The sequence below is a fragment of the Streptomyces sp. NPDC002754 genome (assembly GCF_053592315.1).
Genome location: NZ_JBSFVM010000003.1, coordinates 165,459 through 183,462, shown reverse-complemented (window position 1 = coordinate 183,462; position 18,004 = coordinate 165,459). Strand labels below are relative to the sequence as shown.

Here is an 18,004-nt window from a genome sequence, read left to right as displayed (position 1 = left end):
GATCGAAGGGGGACGCGCCGTGCGGGCGCACAGGGCCGCACCTGTCCTGACCTCTGAGTTCGGCAGGGCGGCGGGCACACAGTACGAAGGGGATGCGCACGGCGTCACGGCCTGACGGAACAGTTGACGTGATTGCGGCAAGTGATCCACCGCGCGTCGGTCGCGGCCTACGGTTGCGGCCGTGACCTCGCAAGACGCCCTCGAAGCCCCCCGCGCCCCCCACCCGCTGCACACCGACGGCACACTGTGGCGCAGGCCCCTGACCGTCCCCATGCGCGACGGGACACACCTCGCCGCGGACCTCTACACCGCCGGCCCCGAGCCCGGACCCGCGCCGCTGCCGGTGCTGCTGGAGCGGACCCCGTACGGCAAACGCGAGCAGCGCGGCTCGGACCAGGACCGGCACGACGCCCCGGTGCCACGGCCCGAGGACATCGCACGGCACTTCACGGACGCCGGATACCACGTCGTACGGCAGGACTGCCGTGGGCGCGGGGAGTCGGAGGGGACGTTCGTGAAGTACCTCGGGGAGGGCCCGGACGGCGCCGACACCGTGGAGTGGATACGGACGCAGCCGTGGTGCGACGGCAGAGTGGTGATGACCGGGGTGTCCTACTCGGCGCACGTCCAGGCCGCCGCGGCGGCCGAGGCCCCGGCCGGGCTCGCGGCCATGTTCCAGGACTCGGGCGGCTTCGCGTCGGCGTACGAGGCGGGCATGCGGATGGGCGGCGCCTTCGAGCTGAAGCAGGCCACGTGGGCGCTGCGGCACGGCGCGAACAGCCCCGAGGCGGCGGCCGACCCGGTGCTGGCGGAGGAGATGCGGCGGATCGATGTCGAGGGCTGGTTCACCTCGATGCCGTGGCGCTCGGGTTCCTCCCCTTTGAGACATCTGCCCGCGTACGAGGACTTCCTGCTGGAGCAGTGGCGCGAGGACGCCTTCGGTGACTACTACCGCAACCCCGCGCTCTACGGCCGCGGTTCCTACGACCGCTTCCCCGACGTCCCGAGCCTGCACATGGGCAGTTGGTACGACCCTTATGTCCGGTCCACCATCGAGAACTTCACGGAACTGCGGGCGCGCAAGAAGGCCCCCGCGTACCTGGTGATGGGTCCGTGGACGCATGGCCACCGCTGCGAGACGTTCGCGGGGGACGTCGACTTCGGTCCCGCCGCGACGCTGTCGGGGAACCTGGACGAGTCGTATCTCGCGTTCCGCAGAAGGTGGTTCGACGCCGCGCTCGGACGCGCCGACGCGGGCGGCTTCCCGACGGTGCGGTACTTCCTGATGGGCGGCGGAGACGGTCACCGGGACGCGGCGGGGCGGATGCGGCACGGCGGCGAGTGGCGCACGGACACCAGCTGGCCACCGTCAGGAACCCGCCCGGTCTCCCTGTACCTGCGCGCCGACGGCGCCCTCTCCCCCGCCCCGCCCACCGAGGCCGAGGCATCGGTGGCCTACGACTTCGACCCGCGGGAACCCGTGCCGACCATGGGCGGGCAGGTGACGTCGGGGGAACCGGTCATGACCGGCGGCGCGTACGACCAGAACGCCCCGGACGCCCGGACGTTCGGCGCCCGTGAGCCCTACCTCCCGCTCGACGCGCGCCCCGATGTCATCAGCGTCCTCACACCCCCGCTGGAGCGGGATGTGGTGCTCGCAGGCCTGGTCTCGGTGCGGCTGTACGTGTCGTCCTCCGCACCCGACACCGACTTCACCGTGAAGCTGATCGACCAGTACCCGCCGAACCCGGACTATCCGCACGGCTTCGCCATGAACCTCACCGACGGCATCTTCCGCTGCCGCTTCCACCGTTCCTTCGAGAAGCCCGAACCGCTGGTTCCTGGTGAGGTGTACGAGATCGAGGTGACGGCCCCGGACACGGCGAACCGCTTCGCCGCGGGCCACCGCATCCGTCTGGACATCTCCTCGAGCAACTTCCCCCGCTTCGACGTCAATGCCAACACCGGCGAGCCGGAAGCCGCGGCACGGCGCCGCGCGATCGCCGTCAACCGGGTGCACATGGACGCGGTGCGTCCGTCGGCGCTGCGGGTGTGCGTGGAGGGTGGGGTGGACGCGCTGCGGTGAGGGGCGCCCCGGCTCTCGTCCCGCAGCACGGCCATCAGCTCCTTCGTCGACGGGCCGAGAGAGAGGCCCGAACACGGCGTTCCCCCTCAGCCGTTCAGATCCTCCCGCGCGGCAGCGATGAACGCGTCCTTCGCGCGCCGCAGGTCGTCCTGCGTGTCATGGCGGCGCAGCGCCTCGACGACGGCGACCGCCGCCTCGGCGACCGGCGACGGCCCCTCCAGGGCCACCGCGCTCGACGCCCGGTACAGGCGCGGCTCGTCCTCCGCCGTGCCGAGACCCGTGCGCTCGGCGACGATGCCGCTCTCGGCTGCCGCCAGGAACTCCGCGTACGTCGCGCGCCGCGCCTCACGGGCGGCGCGCTGTTCGTCGGCGCCGAGTGTCATGCGGACCGAGGTGAGCAGCGCGTCGGCCTGCCGGTCGCCGGAGTGCCGCGCCGCCTCGGCCTGGCGGATGCCGGCCGAGCGGCCGTACCAGCCCGTGACGACGCTGCCCGCGATCGCCGACCCCGCGGCGATCAACGCCACTCCCCAGTCACTCATCCCCCGACACACCTTCCCCGGCTCCCGCGCCCGGCTCGCTCCGAACACCCGAAGGTAGGATCGGATCATGTCGCCGGACGACGCACAAGAACCAGGCCCCATCTGCGAAAACGACATCGCAGACACCCCGCCCCCACTAGAATTGACAATTTACGGGCGACGGGCGACGGGCGACGGGCGACAGGCGACAGGGGCGGCCGGGGCGTCCATGGTGAACCGCAGCGGACCGTGCTTCTCGCCGCGCGGTCGGCCGTAGCGCTCTACCGGCTCCTCGACGTGCTTCCCGCTCTCGCGGGCGACGACCGTGTCACCCGTTGCTTCACCCTCGTCCCGGGCTCGGACTTCGGTGCCGACGCGCTGGCCGCCATCGAGCGGGTGGGCGCGCGCACCGTGCCGTGGAGCGAGGCCTGTTCACGGGCGTACGACCTGGTCATCGCCGCCAGCCCGAAGGGCGACCTGGGACGGCTGCGGGGGCCGCACGTTCTGCTGCCGCACGGGGCCGGGTTCAACAAGACCATTCCGTACGAGGGTTCGGCCGACTCCGCGTCCGGCCTCGACCCGGTGTACCTGAGCCGCCCGGAGGGCTCCGCGCCGGTCGCCCTGCACGCCCTGGCCCACCCCGACCAGCTCACCCGCCTCACGAAGGTGGCCCCGCAGGCCGCGAGGAGCGCGAAGGTCGTCGGCGATCCCACGCTGGAGCGCGTCCTCGCCTCGCGCACCCACCGTGACCACTACCGGGCCGCACTGGGCACGGGGCCACGCACGCTCGTCGCGCTCGCTTCCACCTGGGGACCCGAGTCACTGATCCAACGCCACCCGGGCCTACCGGCGCGCCTCGCCGCACAACTTCCCTACGACGAGTACCAGTTGGCGCTCATCGTGCACCCCAACGAGTGGAGTCGGCTCGGTGCGTTCGAGCTGAGGCAGCGGCTCGAACCGGCTCTCGCGGCCGGGATGCTGCTGCCGCAACCTCACGACGAGTGGGCGTCGGTCCTGGTCGCGGCGGACGCCCTGGTCACCGACCACGGTTCGGCGGCCCTGTACTACGCCGCCGCCGAGGACCGGCCCGTCGTCGCCACCTGCCGGGGCGGCGACGAGCTGCTTCCGGGCAGCCCCATGGACGTACTTCTTGGCGGGGTACCGGAGTTGGGCCCGTCGGAAGACCTACCGAAGGCCCTGCGGGCGTATCGTCCGGGGTGCGCCGCCGAGGCCGCACGGGCCGCGTTCACTCACCAGCACGGCGCCCTGCGGCGGCTGCGCGACGAGCTCTACACCCTGCTCGACCTCACCCCGCCGGCACTCCACTCCCCCACCGCCGCCCCTCTGCCGCTTCCCGGCCCGCCGAGCCGGACACCCTCCGCCTTCGATGTGCACGCCGAGTTCACCGAGACCGGTGTCGTCATCGCCCGGCACCCCGCCGGGGCGGGATCGCCGGGACATCACCTCGCCGTGGAACATGGAGCGGCGAGCGAGCAACTCGTACGCTCCGCAGGCCTCTTGTACCGGCAGGCTCAGGCCGGACCCGCCGACGCGGCAACCCTCGGTCGAACCTTCGACGGGTGGGCGCAGCAGGCCCTGTCCGAGTGGCCGGGGTGCCGGACGGCCGCCACCATCCTGCCCACAAGGGGCTGTCTGCTGCGGGTTCGCGGGCACGCGCGGCCGTACGTCCTCGAAGCCGAGCCCTTCGTCCACGACGAGGACGGTCTCGTCGCGCGCGTGGATCCGGCCGCCGCGGTGTCGGCCGCGCACGCGTGGCTGACCAGGACCACCACCACGGCCACGCCCGCCACCGCGACCACGCTGACCTGCGTGATCGGCGAGCGCGCGTTCCCCGTCCGGCTGCGGCCCGCGACATCCGCCGAGGCCCAACAGGAGATCTAGGCCAGTCCGTTGCGCCGACGGATCTCGTGTGCCGACCGCCGGTGGCCCTCCTCCTCCGCGGGCCGACCGTCCGCAGCCGCCAGGTCCGCGAGGGCGTCGTGCACACGGGCCTCGTCGAACCCGGATTCCCGGTCTCTCGCGCTCACCAGCGATGCCTCGTACAGGCGCTGAGCCTCCGCCCTTTGGCCGAGTTGGGCGAGCACGCCCGCCAGTGCGAAGCCCGTACGGCGCGTCATGCGCTCACGCCCCAGCTCGCGTGCGGCGTCGTGCGCCTCGGTGAGCAGGCGGTGCGCGGTCTCCGTGGCGCCGAGGTGTGCCTGGGCCTCGCCCATGCGGTAGGTCTGGAGCATCACGCCATACGAGTTCGGGATCGCACGGTGTACGTCGCGGGATGCTTCGAAGTCCCTGGTGGCTTCCGCCCAGTTGCCCTGCGCGCTCTTCAGCGCGCCCTGGAACTCCACGACGGAGGCGGCGAGTTTACGCTCCGACGCTGTGCCACCGAGCAGGCGGGCGGCCGACGTCGCCGCGTCGAGCTCGTCCGCTGCCGCCGCGTACTCCGCCATCTCCCAAAGCTGACGGGCGAGTTGGCATCGGGTGCGCACCAGCCACGCGGCGCTCCCGCCGTCGCGGACCGCCGCGTCGCGCGCCAGCTTCAGCGCGTCGACGGTCTCGGGCTGCCCCGGGTGGTCCAGCGCGTACGTCCACAGCGGCTCCGACAGGGCCACTGTTTCGGCGTCCATGCCGAGGGCGTGAGCGAGGCGTACGCAGGCGAACAAGGTGTGTCGTTCGGCGAAGAGCCACTTGGTGGCGCCCGTGGCGGCGTCCGGGAGGGGCGTATCCGGGGCGTCGGGCAGAGGCTCGACGCGGTCCGTCACGACCAGGCGGGGGCCGGCCGCGATCAGGTCGGCCCGCTGGGCCTGGCGCACGTACCAGCGCAGCACCCGGACCCCGGCCTCCCGCACCTCGCCCGCCGTCGCGTCGCGGCGCGATCTGCGCAGGGCGTGCGCGTGGAGGGGGCCGGGGAGCCTCATGCGTCCGTCGCGGGCACGCAGGTCCAGGACTCCGGCGCGGTCCAGTTCTTCGAGGGCTTCCTCGCAGGCCTCGGCGCCGAGGCCGAGCAGGGCGGTGGCCGAGTCGGGTGTGAAGGTGGCACCGGGGTGGTGGGGCAGCAGCCGGTACAGGCGCGCCGCGACGTCGGACAGGGCGTCGTACGCCGTGTCCCACACCCGCTCGACCCCGGGCACACCCTTCTCGCCCCACTCGCCGCGCAGTTCGTCGATCAGTCGCGGCAGTGGCCGCAGTCGGCGGGAGCGGATCCAGCGGCCCGCGACGTGCAGGGCGGTAGGCAGGCCGTCGCAGAGACCGATGAGTGCGCGCACGGCCGCCGGGTCGGTGGCGAGCCGGTCGTCGCGGACGATCAGATCGAGGAGTTCGCTCGCCGCCTGTTCCGTCAGCGGTTGCAGCGGCATGCCGATCGCCGCGCCGTCCTCCAGGTCGTACAGGGGCCCGTGGCTCGCGACGATGACGAGGCTTTCGCCGGAGGCCGGGAGCAGCGGGACCAGCTCGGACGCGTAGCGGACGTTGTCGACGATCAGCACCAGCTTCAGGTCCGCCGTCATGGTCCAGTACTGCTTGCACCGCGCCTTGAACTGCCGTGCCACCAGCGCGGTTTCGACGTTCAGGGACTGCAGTAGTTGCGTGAGCACGTCGCCGGGGTCGAGCACTCCGTCGAGCCGGAAGTCGTCGAGGTCCACCGTGAGGACGCCGTCGGGGTACCGGTCGCGGACCGTGCGGGCGATGACGTACGCGAGCTCCGACTTGCCGAGTCCGGCCGGGCCGCTCAGCGACATCACCAGCGGCCGGGACCGGCCCCGCCAGTCCTCCACCGCGCGCAGCGCCCGCTCCCGCTCGTCGTGACGGTTCACGAAATGCACCGGCTCCGGCGGAAGTTCGATCCTCACGGGCTCCCTCTCAGCAGCGTCGTCCGGTTCAACTGGGCTTGCTGCCAGGAACTTTACTAGCCCGGTCTGACGAAACAGCGGAGCCACCGACGGAGCGGCCGAGCCACCACCGACGAAACCGTGGAGCCGCTAGCGAAGCCCCGTCGCCGCCGCACGCAGTTCGTCGAGTGCGGCCAGTACGAGAGGCGCCAGGTCGCCGGGGACCTCGTCGCGGGCAGGGTCCGCCCATTCGGTGAAGCCGAGCTTGAAGGCGAGTACGCCGAGCTCCGCGGCGACCTGCGCCGTGGGTTCCGGGACGCCGCGCGGGCGCAGGGCCTCGACCATGGCGGCGGCCATGCCGATGCTCTTCAGCGCGTTGCGCTCCTGGAGTTCCTCGTTCGCCTCGATCGCCGCGTGCAGCAGCGGGCCCAGCTCGCGGTTGAAGGAGGTCATCTCTCCGCACGCGCGTTCAAGGCCGGCCGCGACGGTCGCGATCGGCGTCGCGTCGGCGGGAGCTTCGGAGATGCCCTCGGCCAGCAGGCGACTGAGGGTCTTCTGGCCCGCCGTGAGGATCTCCCGCTTGTCGGCGAAGTGCCGGTGGAACGTGCTGCGGGTGAGGCCCGCGCGCTCGGCGATCTGGGCGACCGTCGTGTCGTCGTAGCCCTGCTCGGCGAACAGGCTCAGCGCCGCCACGACCAGGCGCTGCCGGGCATCCGGCTTCCATCTCGGCATACGACCATCCTAAGTGATGCGACACATGTCGCATCACTGGGTGTAGCGTGGTTGGTGATGCGACACATGTCGCATCACCAATCCCCTCGCACCTTGGAGTCCGCCATGCGCGTCTTCATCACCGGCGGTACGGGCCTGATCGGCTCGGCCGTCGTCGCGGAACTGCTCGCCGCAGGTCATGCGGTCACCGCCCTCGCCCGTTCCGACGCCTCAGCGGATAAGGCCACGGCGGCCGGCGCGGAGGTGGTGCGCGGCGGTCTCACCGATCTCGATGTGCTGCGCACCGGCGCGCAGCAGGCGGACGGCGTCGTCCACCTCGCGTTCAGCAACGACTTCAGCTCGCCGGAGGCGCTCGCTCGTGCGGTGGCCGAGGAGGGCGCCGCGCTCGAGACGCTCGGTGACGCCCTCGTCGGTACGGACCGGCCGCTCGTCACCGTGTCTGGCACGCCCCATGCGGCGGGGCGGGCCTCGACCGAGGAGGATCCGCTGCCCACGGACGGGCCCGTCGGCGGGCGCAGCGTGTCGGTGCAGCGCGCCCTCGGCCTCGCCTCGCGCGGTGTGCGCAGCTCGGCGATCCGGCTGCCGCGCACCGTGCACAACGAGGGCGACGGCGGGTTCGCCGGACTGCTCACCCAGATCGCCCGCCAGACCGGCGTCGCCGGCTACCCCGGGGACGGCACGCAGCGCTGGCCGGCCGTCCACGCACTCGACGCCGCCGTCCTGTTCCGGCTCGCCCTGGAGAAGGCTCCCGCCGGTACGGCATGGCACGCCGTCGCTGACGAGGGCGATGCCGTACGGGACATCACCGCGGTCATCGGGCGGCGGCTCGGCATCCCGTCCGAGTCCGTGCCGGAGGAGAGCTTCGGTCCGCTCGGGCCGATCTTCGCGACCGACCAGCCGTCGAGCAGCGCCCACACCCGCGCCACTCTCGGCTGGCAGCCGACCCACCCGGGCCTGCTCGAGGACCTGGAGAAGATCGAGCCCTGACACGCACCGGGCCGGCCGCGCCCGGCACGCGGTCAGCCCGGCGCACGATCAGCCCTGCGGGCCGTTGAACTCGGCGGCCACCGCGCGCAGACCGCGCACCCCGTACTCGATGACCGGCTCGGCCTGCGGGCCGAAGCGCGGCGAGTGGTTGCCCGGGATGCCCGGACGCGCCCGCGTCGGGTCCTCGCCCTCGTAGAGCTTGGGGTCGAGGCTGCCCCACATCCAGAACACCGAAGGGCAGTCGAGGGTCGTGCCGAAGACGCCGAAGTCCTCGCTGCCGGAGAGCGGGCGTGCCATGTGCTGCGCGCCCTCCTCGCCGTAGACCGTCAGCAGGGCGGCGCGGGCGCGTTCGGTGGCTTCGTCGTCGTTGACGGTGAGCGGGAAGGCGTTGAGCGGTTCGAACTCCGGCTCGCGCGGGGCGCCGGCGGTCTCGGCCTCGCCGCGGACGATCCGCTTGATCGCGGCGAGGACCCGCTCGCGTACCTCGGGGTCGAAGGTCCGGACGTTGACCTTGAGTTCGGCGCTGTCCGGGATGATGTTCTCCTTGTGACCCGCCCGGAACGAGCCGACCGTCACCACGACCGCGTCCTGGGCGGCGATCTCGCGGGACACCACCGTCTGCAGGCGGGTCACCACGTGTGCGCCGAGCACGATCGGGTCGACCGTCAGCTCGGGCTGGGAGCCGTGTCCCCCGGAGCCGAACAGGCGGATGCGGAAGCTGTCCGCGGCCGACATGGTCGTGCCGGGGCGCAGCGCCACCGTGCCGGTGGGCAGCGGGCTGACGTGCTGGCCCAGGCAGACGTCCGGGCGCGGGAAGCGGTCCGCGAAGCCGTCGTCGACCATGGCCTGTGCGCCCGCCGCGATCTCCTCGCCGGGCTGGAAGACGGCGAGCAGTGTGCCGCGCCAGGACGTGCGGTCCGCCGCGTACAGGGCGGTCGCGCCGAGCAGCGCGGTGACGTGGTGGTCGTGGCCGCAGCCGTGCATCACCGGCACCTCGTGGCCGTCGGGCCCTGTCGCGGTGTCGGTCGAGGCGTAGGGCAGGCCCGTGTCCTCGGCCAGCGGCAGCCCGTCGGTGTCGGCGCGGAGCAGGACCGTGGGGCCCTCGCCGTTGGTGAGTGTGCCGACGACGCCGGTCGTGCCGACGTGCTCGGCGACTTCCCAGCCCTGGGCGCGCAGCACGGTTGCGATGATGGCGGCGGTACGGGTCTCGTGCATCGACAGCTCGGGGTGGGCGTGCAGGTCCCGGTAGAGCTCGCCCAGGGCCGGCAGCAGCTGCGGCAGTCCCTCGTCGGCGGTGGTGCCGGCGGGCAACGCGAGGCGGGCGGGGTCGACCGGGCAGGCGGGGGACGTAGCGGAAGTCATGCGGCAAAGCTCCTTCGCTGAGGCGGAATTGGGCAGAAGTGGTCAGTCCCGGACGGCCGGGCCGAGCCGGGAGCGCAGGGCATCGGAGGTCTGCGGGGCGATCAGTGCGAGGCCGGCGGTGAGTGCCGCGCCGAGGGCGAGGACGGCGAAGGCGACGGTGAACGAGTAGGTGTCCGCGAGATATCCCATCAGCATCGGCACCAGGATGCCCGCGGACTGGCCACCGAAGTTGATCATTCCGGAGGCGGCGCCACTCAGCCGGGTCGACAGCGTCCGCAGCGGCACCGCGAAGATCGGCGTGAAGCAGAACGTGCAGGCGGCGAAGGCGACACACAGCAGCGTCTCGAACGCGACCAGGCCTTCGGCCTGCGTCATCGCGAGCACCGCGACGCCGGCGACGGTCATGGACGGCGCGACGAGCAGCGCGGGTCGGCCCTTCAGCCTGTCCGCGCACCAGCCGCTGAGAATCATGGCCAGGCCGCCGAAGAGCGCGGGCAGCGCGGTGAGCAGGCCCGAACTCTCCAGCGAGAGCCCGCGCTCGGTCTGCAGGTAGGACGGCACCCAGGAGTTGAGGCCCCAGGCGAGCATGCCGTAGCCGAACAGCATCCCGACGTACAGCCACATCGCCGGGGTGGCGAGCAGCGCACGCGTTCCGCCGCCGCCCTCGGCGGCCTCGGTCCGCGCGGTCGACCGCGCCGGGGGCAGCAGGAGTTGCACGAGGACGAAGGTCGCGACGCCGAGTCCCGCGACGGCGTAGAACGACATGCGCCAGCCCCACAGGGCGATGACGGGTCCCGCGATCAGCGGCGCGACGACCGCGCCGAAGGAGTTGGACGAGGAGATCCAGCCGCTCGCCGTCATCCGCTCGCGGGGTCCGGTGCGTTCGGCGACGGCCTTCATCGCGGCGGCCGGGAAGACGCCCTGCCCGGCGCCGAACAGCACGCGGATCGCGACGAGCGCGGCGAACGACCAGGCGGTCCCGGTCAGCGCCGTGAACACCGACCAGACGAGCATCGCCCACAGCAGGATCCGCTTGGATCCGAACCGGTCGGCGAGCAGCCCGCCGGGGATCTGGCACGCGGCGTAGGCGAGGAAGAACGCGGAGAGGACCATGCCCTGCTGGGTCCGGTCGATGCCGAACTCGATGCCGATGTGCGGCAGCGCGAGGTTGATCACGAGCCGGTCGATGTAGTCGACGATCCAGGCCAGGAACAGCAGGCCGACGGTCGTCTTCGCGGCCCGGTCGAGCCGGACCCGGCCCTCGTCGGGTCCGGGCTGCCCGGCGGGTGCGTCGGTCGATGTACTGGTGGCGCTCACGGCGGCTCCACGGTGTGTCGCGACGGGGAGTGGGCGCGCACGCCTTGACCTGCGAACGGGTCCACGTCCGGGCAGGCGCGCACATCCGTGCGGCGGGCGTCCGCCGCTGTGCCGGGGGCCGCCGCACGGGTGAGTACGAGTGGCCCCACAATGGTCGCCATGCCATCCGCCCCCGCACCGATGCCGGAATCCATCGCCCTACAGGCGCAGGATTCCGTCTCCCCGGATTCCGACATGTGCGACTCCGCCACGGCCGACGTGTACGACCTCGACGAGACGGACATGGCGCTCGTCGACGCCCTGCAGACCAGCCCCCGTGCCCCCTGGTCGAGGATCGGCGCGGTTCTCGGCATCGACGCCACCACCGCCGCCCGCCGTTGGGACCGGTTGCGCGCCTCCGGGCTCGCCTGGAGCACCGCCTACGAGGCGTGGGAGCGGCACGGGCGGGGGCAGCGCCTCTGCATGGCCTTCGCCGATGTGGCCGTTGCCCCCGGCAGCCTGGCCGCCGCCACGGAGGCGGCATGCGCGGACCCGCGCGTGGCCAGCGTCGAGCGCACCACCGGGGGCGGCAGCACGGGTAGCGACGGCGCCCTCTTCCTCACGCTGTCCTGCTCCGGTACGGCGGCCCTGACGCGCTTCGCCGACGGCCCGCTCGCCGGGCTGCCGGGCGTACGCGACGTCCGGCTCTCCGTGGTGCTGCACAGTTACCGGGAAGGCGCGGACTGGAAGGTGCACGCGCTCGACCGCGGGCAGCGCTCCCGCCTGGCGTCCGCCGTGTCGGCCGGGTCGGCGGCCCCGCAGCACGGCGACGCCGACCGTGCACTGCTCGGTGCCCTGTCCCGCGACGCCCGCCGCCCCTACAGCGAACTCGCCCGGGACACCGGTACCAGCGAGGCCACCGTCCGCCGCCGGCTTGCCCGGATGCTGGCCTCGGGCCAGGTCAGGATCCGCTGCGACGTGTCCCACCTGGCGGCGGGCCGACCGGTCATCAGCACGTACCGGGTCGCCGTGCCCTCCGCCGAACTGGACGCGGCGGGACACCTGGTGGCCGCGCTGCCCGGTGTCCGGCTGTGCATGGCGGTGACCGGCGAGGCCAACCTGCTGGTGTCGACGTGGGCACGCTCGCTGAGCGACGCCGCCGGCTTCGAGGTGCGCCTCGGCTCCCGGCTGGCCGGTGCCCGGATCCTGCGCCGTGATGTCACCCTGCTGACGGCGAAGCGGATGGGCCGCCTGCTGGACGACGACGGACGCGCGCGGGGGCACGTCCCGGTGGACCATCGCGCCTGAGCGGCAAGACCGTACGTCGTCACCAGATCGTCCATCGGCAGCCGACCCTTCACGCACGGTTCCGTTCATACACGGTCCGGTTCATGCCCGGTCCAGGGCTTCGCGTTCCAGGCCGAAGTAGAAGTGCCGGCCGTCCGCGAGCACGACGCCGGGCTTGCCGTTCATCACGCCCATGAGCGTGGTGTCGTCGACCCGCTTGAAGTGGTCGAGTACGGGCATCCCGTCGTACACCATCGTGGCGGTCACCTCGCCACGGAACTCGACGTTCCACAAGCTGGCCTCGCCACGGCCCGACGTGGTGTCGGAGTAGAGGCTGCCGTCCTCGGCGCGGCAGATCAGCGGCTTCGCGTCGTCGAGCGCGTCGAACCGCTTGCCGTGCCAGCGGCCGGCGGCCAGCACCTTCTCGATGGGGTGGCCGGTCAGGAAGGCGAAGCCGCGCCAGGAGCCGATGAGCGAGGCCGCCTCCACCGTCTCCAAGTCGACCCACAGGGCGTCGAGTTCCGCCGGGTCCACCAGCCCGTCCACCGCGCGGAGGGCCTTCCACCGTTCGTCCGCCTGATCCGTGACCATGTGGGCTCTCCTCGCTCTTGTCGATGACCGCGCGCCTCGCTATGTTAATCGAAAATCACATCCTGGAACAAGAATTGAAGCATGGCGGAGACCCCAACACCCAGCATCTTCTGGCCTGTTGAACCGCCTGGCCAACCAGGAAGGCGAGTAAGTCAATGACACATCTGAGCCGCAGAAACATCCTGTCGCTCGGCGCCGCGCTGGGACTCGTGGGCGCGACGGGCACCGCCACCGACGCGTGGGCCTGGTCGCCGACCGGCTCGGTCGCGGGTTCCGGGGCGGGCGCCGATCCCGAGTACGTGTGGGACGACGACATCGACCCGCTGATGGCCAAGGTCATCACCAGCGGTCAGGTCCCGGCCGTCAACAAGGCGATGGCGTCGTGGGTGAACAACGGCGACCCGCTGCCCAGCGGCCTGCCGGCCGAGCTCACCACATACCTTCAGGGGGTCAACAAGCTCCCCTCCTGGGCGGATCCGAAGAAGCTGGCCCGCGCCGCCGACTTCAACCGGCGCAAGGACACCTATCTGTTCCTGCTCTACGGGCTCGGCAGCGGGATCATGAGCACCGTGATCCCGCGCGAGGCGAAGAGTGTCTACTGGTCCGCGGGCGGCGCCGACATGCAGGACCGCGCGGCCAAGACGTTCACATTCGGCTACGACCTGGCCGAGCTGAAGGGCTTCGAGCCCGAGGGCCAGTTCATCGTCACCGCCAACAAGACGCGCCTGGTGCACGCCGCGGTGCGGCACATGCTGCCGCAGTCCCCGCACTGGTCCGCGGTCGCTGACCAGAAGATCCCGATCAGCAACGCCGACATCCTCGTCACCTTCCACAGCCTCGGCACGTTCGTGCGCAGGAAGCTGCTCGAGTGGAAGGTCCCGTTCCCGGCCGAGGATCAGGAGGCCTTCCTGCACAGCTGGCAGGTCGCCCTGCACCTGCTCGGCGTGCGCACGGAGTACATCCCCAAGTCGTGGGCCGAGGCCGACAAGCAGTCGGCGCAGGTGCTCACGCCCATCCTCTCCCCCACCACCGAGGGCATCGAACTCGCCGAGGATCTCCTCGGGTTGACCGCCCAGATCGACCTCGGTGTCACGCGCGGATTCCTCAACGAGTTCGTGCGCTACGTCCTCAGCAACGAGATCGGCGACTGGCTGGGACTCAAGCGCGACTACGCCTCGGCGACCCTGATCCGCACCGTGTGGCCGGCCTTCATCCTCTTCCGTGAAGGACTGAACCCGGTCGCGCCCAGCGCGTTCTACATGTTCGACCAGTTCGTCCGCGCGCTGGCCATGGCGTTCCTGAACAAGGGCGAGTCCGGACAGACCACACCCATCGTGATCCCCACGCACAACCGACAGGACTGACACCCCTCGCGCGGGCGTTGAGGCTCTCCGCTCAGAGTCCCAGCGCCCGCACCACGAGCCCCGCCACCGTGGCCCGGTGCTCGACGCTGTCCCGCCACCGCATGCGCCGCCCGGCCTCGACCACGACACCGAACCCGGCGTGCACAAGGACGCGGGCCTGACGCGGGTCGAGTTCGGGGCGGGCCGACCTCAACTGCCTTTCCCATACGGCGATGTGCTCGCGCTGCGCCAGGGTCAAGGGTCGCTGCAGCTCTGCCGGAAGGCCGACGAACTCGGCCTCCGCGACGCTCGTCAGCGCGGTGTGCTCGAAGCTGTAGGCCACATACGTGGCCGCCAGCGCCGCCACCGCCTCGTACGGGTCTGCCGTCCCCTCCAGGTTCTGGTCCACCGCCTGGGCCAGCAGTTCCGCCGCCTGCAGACAGGCCGCTGCCAGGATGTCGACCTTGCCCGGGTAGTGGCGGTAGAGCGCGGACGGGGCCAGGCCCACCGCCTCGGCGATCTGGCCGTTCGTGACGTTGGCGAACCCGTCGCGCGCGAACAGTGGGACAGCGGCCGCGAGGATCTCCGCGCGCCGCGAGCGCGCAACCGGAAGTGCCGGGAGTTCGATGGAGCACTCCTTGACGGGCGCGGTCGGCGCGGGGCCCGCCGCGACCAGACGGAGCGCGCACGTCAACAGCAGCTCCTCGGCTCGGCGTTGGGCGATGGACGTGCGGTGCATGGTGATCGACCCGATCGCGCCGAGCGCCGCCACGACCCGCAACTCCGCGCGCTCCCACGGGTGTTCGCGGCGCACCGCTTCGGTCACCCGCCCGACGACGCGTGCAAATTTGCCCCGGAGCAGTCGACGGTCCTCGCGGTTGAGGTACCGGGCCTCCCACCGGTACACACCGCCCTCCGCCCGGCACTTCACAGTGATCCGGACGAGGGCCGTGAGCAGCTCCGCGGTGTCCGCATCGGGCGGCAGCCCGTCGAGCGTCGCGACGAGCCCGTCCGCCATGGCGTGCGCGCACTCGGAGAACAGCGCGTACTTGTTCGGGAAGTGCCGGTACAGGGCCGCCGCGGTGATGCCCACGCCCGAGGCGATCTCCTCCATGGACGCCGCGTGGTAGCCGCGCTCGCTGAAGAGTCGCCCGGCCGCCTCGACGATCAGCTGCCTGCGGTTGCGGGGACGCGTGGCAGGCATCGGCTCCGCGGTCATGACCGGGCTGACGAGAGCGGGGACAGAGACAGGGGCGGCGCCATGCGAGCCAGTCAATCACACGCCGCGACACGCGCCATGGCGTGCGTAAAGCTCCGTAGGGGCGGGCGAGATGAGGAGCCCGTGTCAACTCTTGGTCATGATTTTCGGTGGACTGCTGTTCGCGTGCGGAGCGCAACCTAGCATCGGGCCGTCCCGCACCGTACGACCCCTGGAGGCCCGGATGCCGATGCCCCGCCCTGGGTGGCGGCGCGGACAACGGTGGCTGATCACGGGTGTACTCGTCGTTCTGCTCTGCCTGCTGGTGGCGAATGTCATCGCACTCACGCAGCGTCCGCACGACGACACCGGGCCCTCCGGCACACCGCGGCGCACACTGGTCGAGGTCTCCGGGAGCCGTTGCGGCGAGGGCTGGGACGAGCCCGCGCCGGGCGTGCAGGTCTTCGCACTGCACAACACGACCGCCGCCTCCGCCGAGGTGTTCCTGGAGAATCCGCGCAGCCACGTCGTGTACGGCGAGATGGAGGACATCGGGCCGGGCACGACACGGGAGTTGACGGTGCGGCTCGGCAGGGGCGCGTACGCGTTCACGTGTCTGCCCGAGGACGCGGACGCCGTCACCGGCCCCATCGTCCGTATCCACGAGGGGCGTTCGGGGCCGGCCGCCGCGCCGGTCACCACGCACGACCTGATCCCGCGGGCGATCGCCTACCAGAAGTGGGTCGGCGACGGGCTCGGCAAGGTGGTCCGGCTGACGCGGACCCTGCGCGACGCCGTCGACCGGGACGACCTCGACGCGGCCCGCACGGCATGGCTGCCCGCCCACCTCCAGTACGAGCGGATGGGCGCGGCCTACGACGCGTTCGGCGACGCCGACGGTCGGATCAACGGCACGGATGCCGGGCTGCCGGGCGGCACCGGCGACAAGGGCTTCACCGGCTTCCACCGCGTCGAGTACGGCCTGTGGCACGGGCAGTCGGACCACGAACTGCGCGCTCCGACGGCCGCGCTGCTGAAGGCAGTCACCACGCTGCGCGAGGACTGGGCGCAGACCCGGATGGACCCGGCTCAACTGGGCCTGCGGGCGCACGAGATCCTGGAGAACACGGTGCAGTTCGAGCTGACAGGGCGTACGGACTTCGGCAGCGGCAGCAATCTCGCCACGGCCCGCGCCAACGTGGACGGCACCCGCGAGGTCCTCTCCCGCCTGCATCCGATACTGGCACGGCGATACGCCCATCTCCCGTCGCTGGAGCGGGACGTGAAGCTGGCCGGAGAGAGCCTCGACGCGCTGCGCCACGACGGTGACTGGCCGCCGTTGGAGCAGCTGAGCCGCGCGCGGCGCGAGCACCTCGACGCCCGGTTCGGCGACCTCGTCGAGCGCCTCGCCTCGGTGGCGACGCTGTGCGATCCGCGGCGGACGGTATGAGCGGGGCGGGTGGTGTCGGGCGGCGCGGCCTGCTGCGGGGTGCCGCGCTCGCCGGGGTCGGGCTCACCGCGGGTGGGGCCGCACCCCCGGTCGAGGGGCCTGGCGAGGGGCCGGTCGGCGTCCCGGTCGCACCGCCCGTCGCCGCGTTCCACGGTGCCCGGCAGGCGTCCGTCGTCGCGGCGCAGCGCCGGGCCACCGCCTTCGTCTCCCTCGATGTCACCGCCGACGGTCGGGCCGAACTCGCTGACGCGCTAAGGACGTTGACCGACCGCTGCCGGTTCCTCTCGGCGGGCGGGACCCCGGAGCCCGCTGGGATCACGGCGCCGCCCGCGGACTCGGGGGTGCTCGGCGAGCGGCTGCCGGGCGGGACGCTGGCGGTGACCGTAGGCGTCGGGGCGTCGCTGTTCGACGGCCGGTTCGGGCTCGGCAGGCGCAGGCCGCGCCGGCTCACCGCGATGCCCACCTTCCCGGACGACGACCTCGCGGCCGACTGGTGCCACGGTGACCTGAGCCTGCAACTGCACGCCGATGACCGGGACACGGTGCTGCACGCGCTGCGCGACATCGCGCGGCACACGCGCGGCGCGCTCCAGGTGCGCTGGCGCATGGACGGCTTCACCAGCCCGCCGCGCCCCTCGGGGACGCCGCGCAATCTGCTGGGGTTCAAGGACGGCACCGCCAACCCGGACACCGCCGACGCCCGCGCGATGGACCGCCTGGTGTGGGTCGGCAAGGACAGTGACGAGCCGAAGTGGGCCGTCGGCGGCAGCTACCAAGTGGTGCGGCTCATACGGATGTTGGTCGAGTTCTGGGACCGGGTCTCGCTCAGCGAGCAGGAGCGGATGTTCGGCCGTTCCCGTGCGTCGGGCGCGCCGCTGGACGGCGACGCGGAGCACGACACACCGAAGTTCGTCGACGACCCCAAGGGTGACGTCATCCCGCTGGACGCGCACATCCGCCTCGCCAACCCCCGCACGCCCCACACCGCGGGCCAGCGGATCCTGCGCCGCGCGTACAACTACGACCGGGGCACGGACGCCAACGGCAATCTCGACATGGGCCTGCTGTTCTGCTGCTACCAGCACGACGTGCGGCGGCAGTTCGAGACGGTGCAGAAGCGGCTCGCGGGCGAACCGCTCACCGACTACATCTCCCCGTTCGGCGGCGGCTACTTCTTCGCGCTGCCGGGCGTGCGCGATACGGACGACTGGTACGGCCGCGTACTCCTTTCCTGACCCCGGACCGAACCCAAGAGGAAAGGTTCGGCTCACAGGCGGTCAACATGTGGTCAAGGCCGACCGTTTACATGTAC

General features: G+C 72.0%; 15 protein-coding genes. 7 read left to right on the top strand and 8 right to left on the bottom strand.

The genetic code is table 11. The features are described from left to right. The first annotated feature begins 181 nt into the window (after positions 1-181). Positions 182-2,086, top strand: coding sequence for a CocE/NonD family hydrolase (locus ACWD2L_RS10600; protein WP_451188615.1), 1,905 nt, complete (start codon positions 182-184; stop codon positions 2,084-2,086). A gap of 86 nt (positions 2,087-2,172) precedes the next feature. Here ACWD2L_RS10600 and ACWD2L_RS10595 read toward each other — a convergent pair whose 3' ends face one another. Then, positions 2,173-2,625, bottom strand: a complete 453-nt coding sequence (locus ACWD2L_RS10595; RefSeq protein WP_451188612.1) for a hypothetical protein — start codon at positions 2,623-2,625, stop codon at positions 2,173-2,175. A gap of 228 nt (positions 2,626-2,853) precedes the next feature. Here ACWD2L_RS10595 and ACWD2L_RS10590 point away from each other — a divergent pair, with 228 nt between their 5' ends. Further along, the gene (locus ACWD2L_RS10590; protein WP_451188609.1) at positions 2,854-4,506 is read left to right on the top strand and encodes a translation initiation factor 2; all 1,653 of its coding nucleotides are present in this window, start codon (positions 2,854-2,856) and stop codon (positions 4,504-4,506) included. Here the strand turns inward: ACWD2L_RS10590 and ACWD2L_RS10585 are convergent. Both ACWD2L_RS10585 and ACWD2L_RS10580 read right to left on the bottom strand, forming a co-directional pair. Next, positions 4,503-6,467 carry a hypothetical protein gene (locus ACWD2L_RS10585; RefSeq protein WP_451188606.1) on the bottom strand — a complete coding sequence of 655 codons (1,965 nt, stop codon included), beginning with the start codon at positions 6,465-6,467 and terminating at the stop codon, positions 4,503-4,505. The two genes, ACWD2L_RS10590 and ACWD2L_RS10585, sit on opposite strands and share 4 nt — an antisense overlap. A 129-nt stretch (positions 6,468-6,596) precedes the next feature. Next, entirely contained in the window at positions 6,597-7,178 is a 582-nt protein-coding gene (locus tag ACWD2L_RS10580) for a TetR/AcrR family transcriptional regulator (protein ID WP_451188603.1), read from the bottom strand. Between the two features lie 105 nt (positions 7,179-7,283). On the opposite strand from ACWD2L_RS10580, the gene ACWD2L_RS10575 reads away from it, so the two are divergent. Further along, positions 7,284-8,165, top strand: a complete 882-nt coding sequence (locus tag ACWD2L_RS10575; protein WP_451188600.1) for an SDR family oxidoreductase — start codon at positions 7,284-7,286, stop codon at positions 8,163-8,165. Between the two features lie 48 nt (positions 8,166-8,213). Here ACWD2L_RS10575 and ACWD2L_RS10570 read toward each other — a convergent pair whose 3' ends face one another. The 3 genes from ACWD2L_RS10570 to ACWD2L_RS10560 are packed head-to-tail and all read right to left on the bottom strand — an operon-like array spanning position 8,214 to position 11,005. Next, the gene (locus ACWD2L_RS10570; RefSeq protein ID WP_451188597.1) at positions 8,214-9,527 is read right to left on the bottom strand and encodes an amidohydrolase; all 1,314 of its coding nucleotides are present in this window, start codon (positions 9,525-9,527) and stop codon (positions 8,214-8,216) included. Positions 9,528-9,569: 42 nt separating this feature from the next. Beyond that, a complete protein-coding gene (locus tag ACWD2L_RS10565) occupies positions 9,570-10,844 on the bottom strand; it encodes an MFS transporter (protein ID WP_451188594.1) in 1,275 nt (424 codons plus the stop codon). Beyond that, on the bottom strand, positions 10,841-11,005 hold the full coding sequence (locus ACWD2L_RS10560) for a hypothetical protein (RefSeq protein ID WP_451188591.1): 165 nt from the start codon (positions 11,003-11,005) through the stop codon (positions 10,841-10,843). The genes ACWD2L_RS10565 and ACWD2L_RS10560 overlap by 4 nt, the downstream gene beginning before the upstream one ends. Here ACWD2L_RS10560 and ACWD2L_RS10555 point away from each other — a divergent pair. Then, the gene (locus ACWD2L_RS10555) at positions 11,004-12,131 is read left to right on the top strand and encodes an Lrp/AsnC family transcriptional regulator (RefSeq protein WP_451188588.1); all 1,128 of its coding nucleotides are present in this window, start codon (positions 11,004-11,006) and stop codon (positions 12,129-12,131) included. The genes ACWD2L_RS10560 and ACWD2L_RS10555 overlap by 2 nt on opposite strands. 81 nt (positions 12,132-12,212) lie before the next feature. Here the strand turns inward: ACWD2L_RS10555 and ACWD2L_RS10550 are convergent, their stop codons facing one another. After that, a complete protein-coding gene (locus ACWD2L_RS10550; RefSeq protein WP_451188585.1) occupies positions 12,213-12,701 on the bottom strand; it encodes a DUF4334 domain-containing protein in 489 nt (162 codons plus the stop codon). A gap of 155 nt (positions 12,702-12,856) precedes the next feature. Here ACWD2L_RS10550 and ACWD2L_RS10545 point away from each other — a divergent pair, with 155 nt between their 5' ends. Next, positions 12,857-14,065, top strand: a complete 1,209-nt coding sequence (locus ACWD2L_RS10545) for an oxygenase MpaB family protein (RefSeq protein WP_451188583.1) — start codon at positions 12,857-12,859, stop codon at positions 14,063-14,065. Positions 14,066-14,096: 31 nt separating this feature from the next. On the opposite strand, the gene ACWD2L_RS10540 is transcribed toward ACWD2L_RS10545, so the two are convergent. Then, the gene (locus tag ACWD2L_RS10540) at positions 14,097-15,263 is read right to left on the bottom strand and encodes a TetR/AcrR family transcriptional regulator (RefSeq protein WP_451188580.1); all 1,167 of its coding nucleotides are present in this window, start codon (positions 15,261-15,263) and stop codon (positions 14,097-14,099) included. A 229-nt stretch (positions 15,264-15,492) separates the two neighbouring features. Between ACWD2L_RS10540 and ACWD2L_RS10535 the strand changes: the two genes are divergently transcribed. Next, complete coding sequence (locus ACWD2L_RS10535; protein WP_451188577.1) at positions 15,493-16,692, top strand: EfeM/EfeO family lipoprotein; 1,200 nt, start codon at positions 15,493-15,495, stop codon at positions 16,690-16,692. Next, positions 16,689-17,927: an iron uptake transporter deferrochelatase/peroxidase subunit gene (gene efeB / locus ACWD2L_RS10530; protein ID WP_451188574.1), complete on the top strand. Its 1,239-nt coding sequence runs from the start codon at positions 16,689-16,691 to the stop codon at positions 17,925-17,927. Before ACWD2L_RS10535 ends, efeB begins: the two co-directional genes overlap by 4 nt. Positions 17,928-18,004 lie beyond the last annotated feature (77 nt).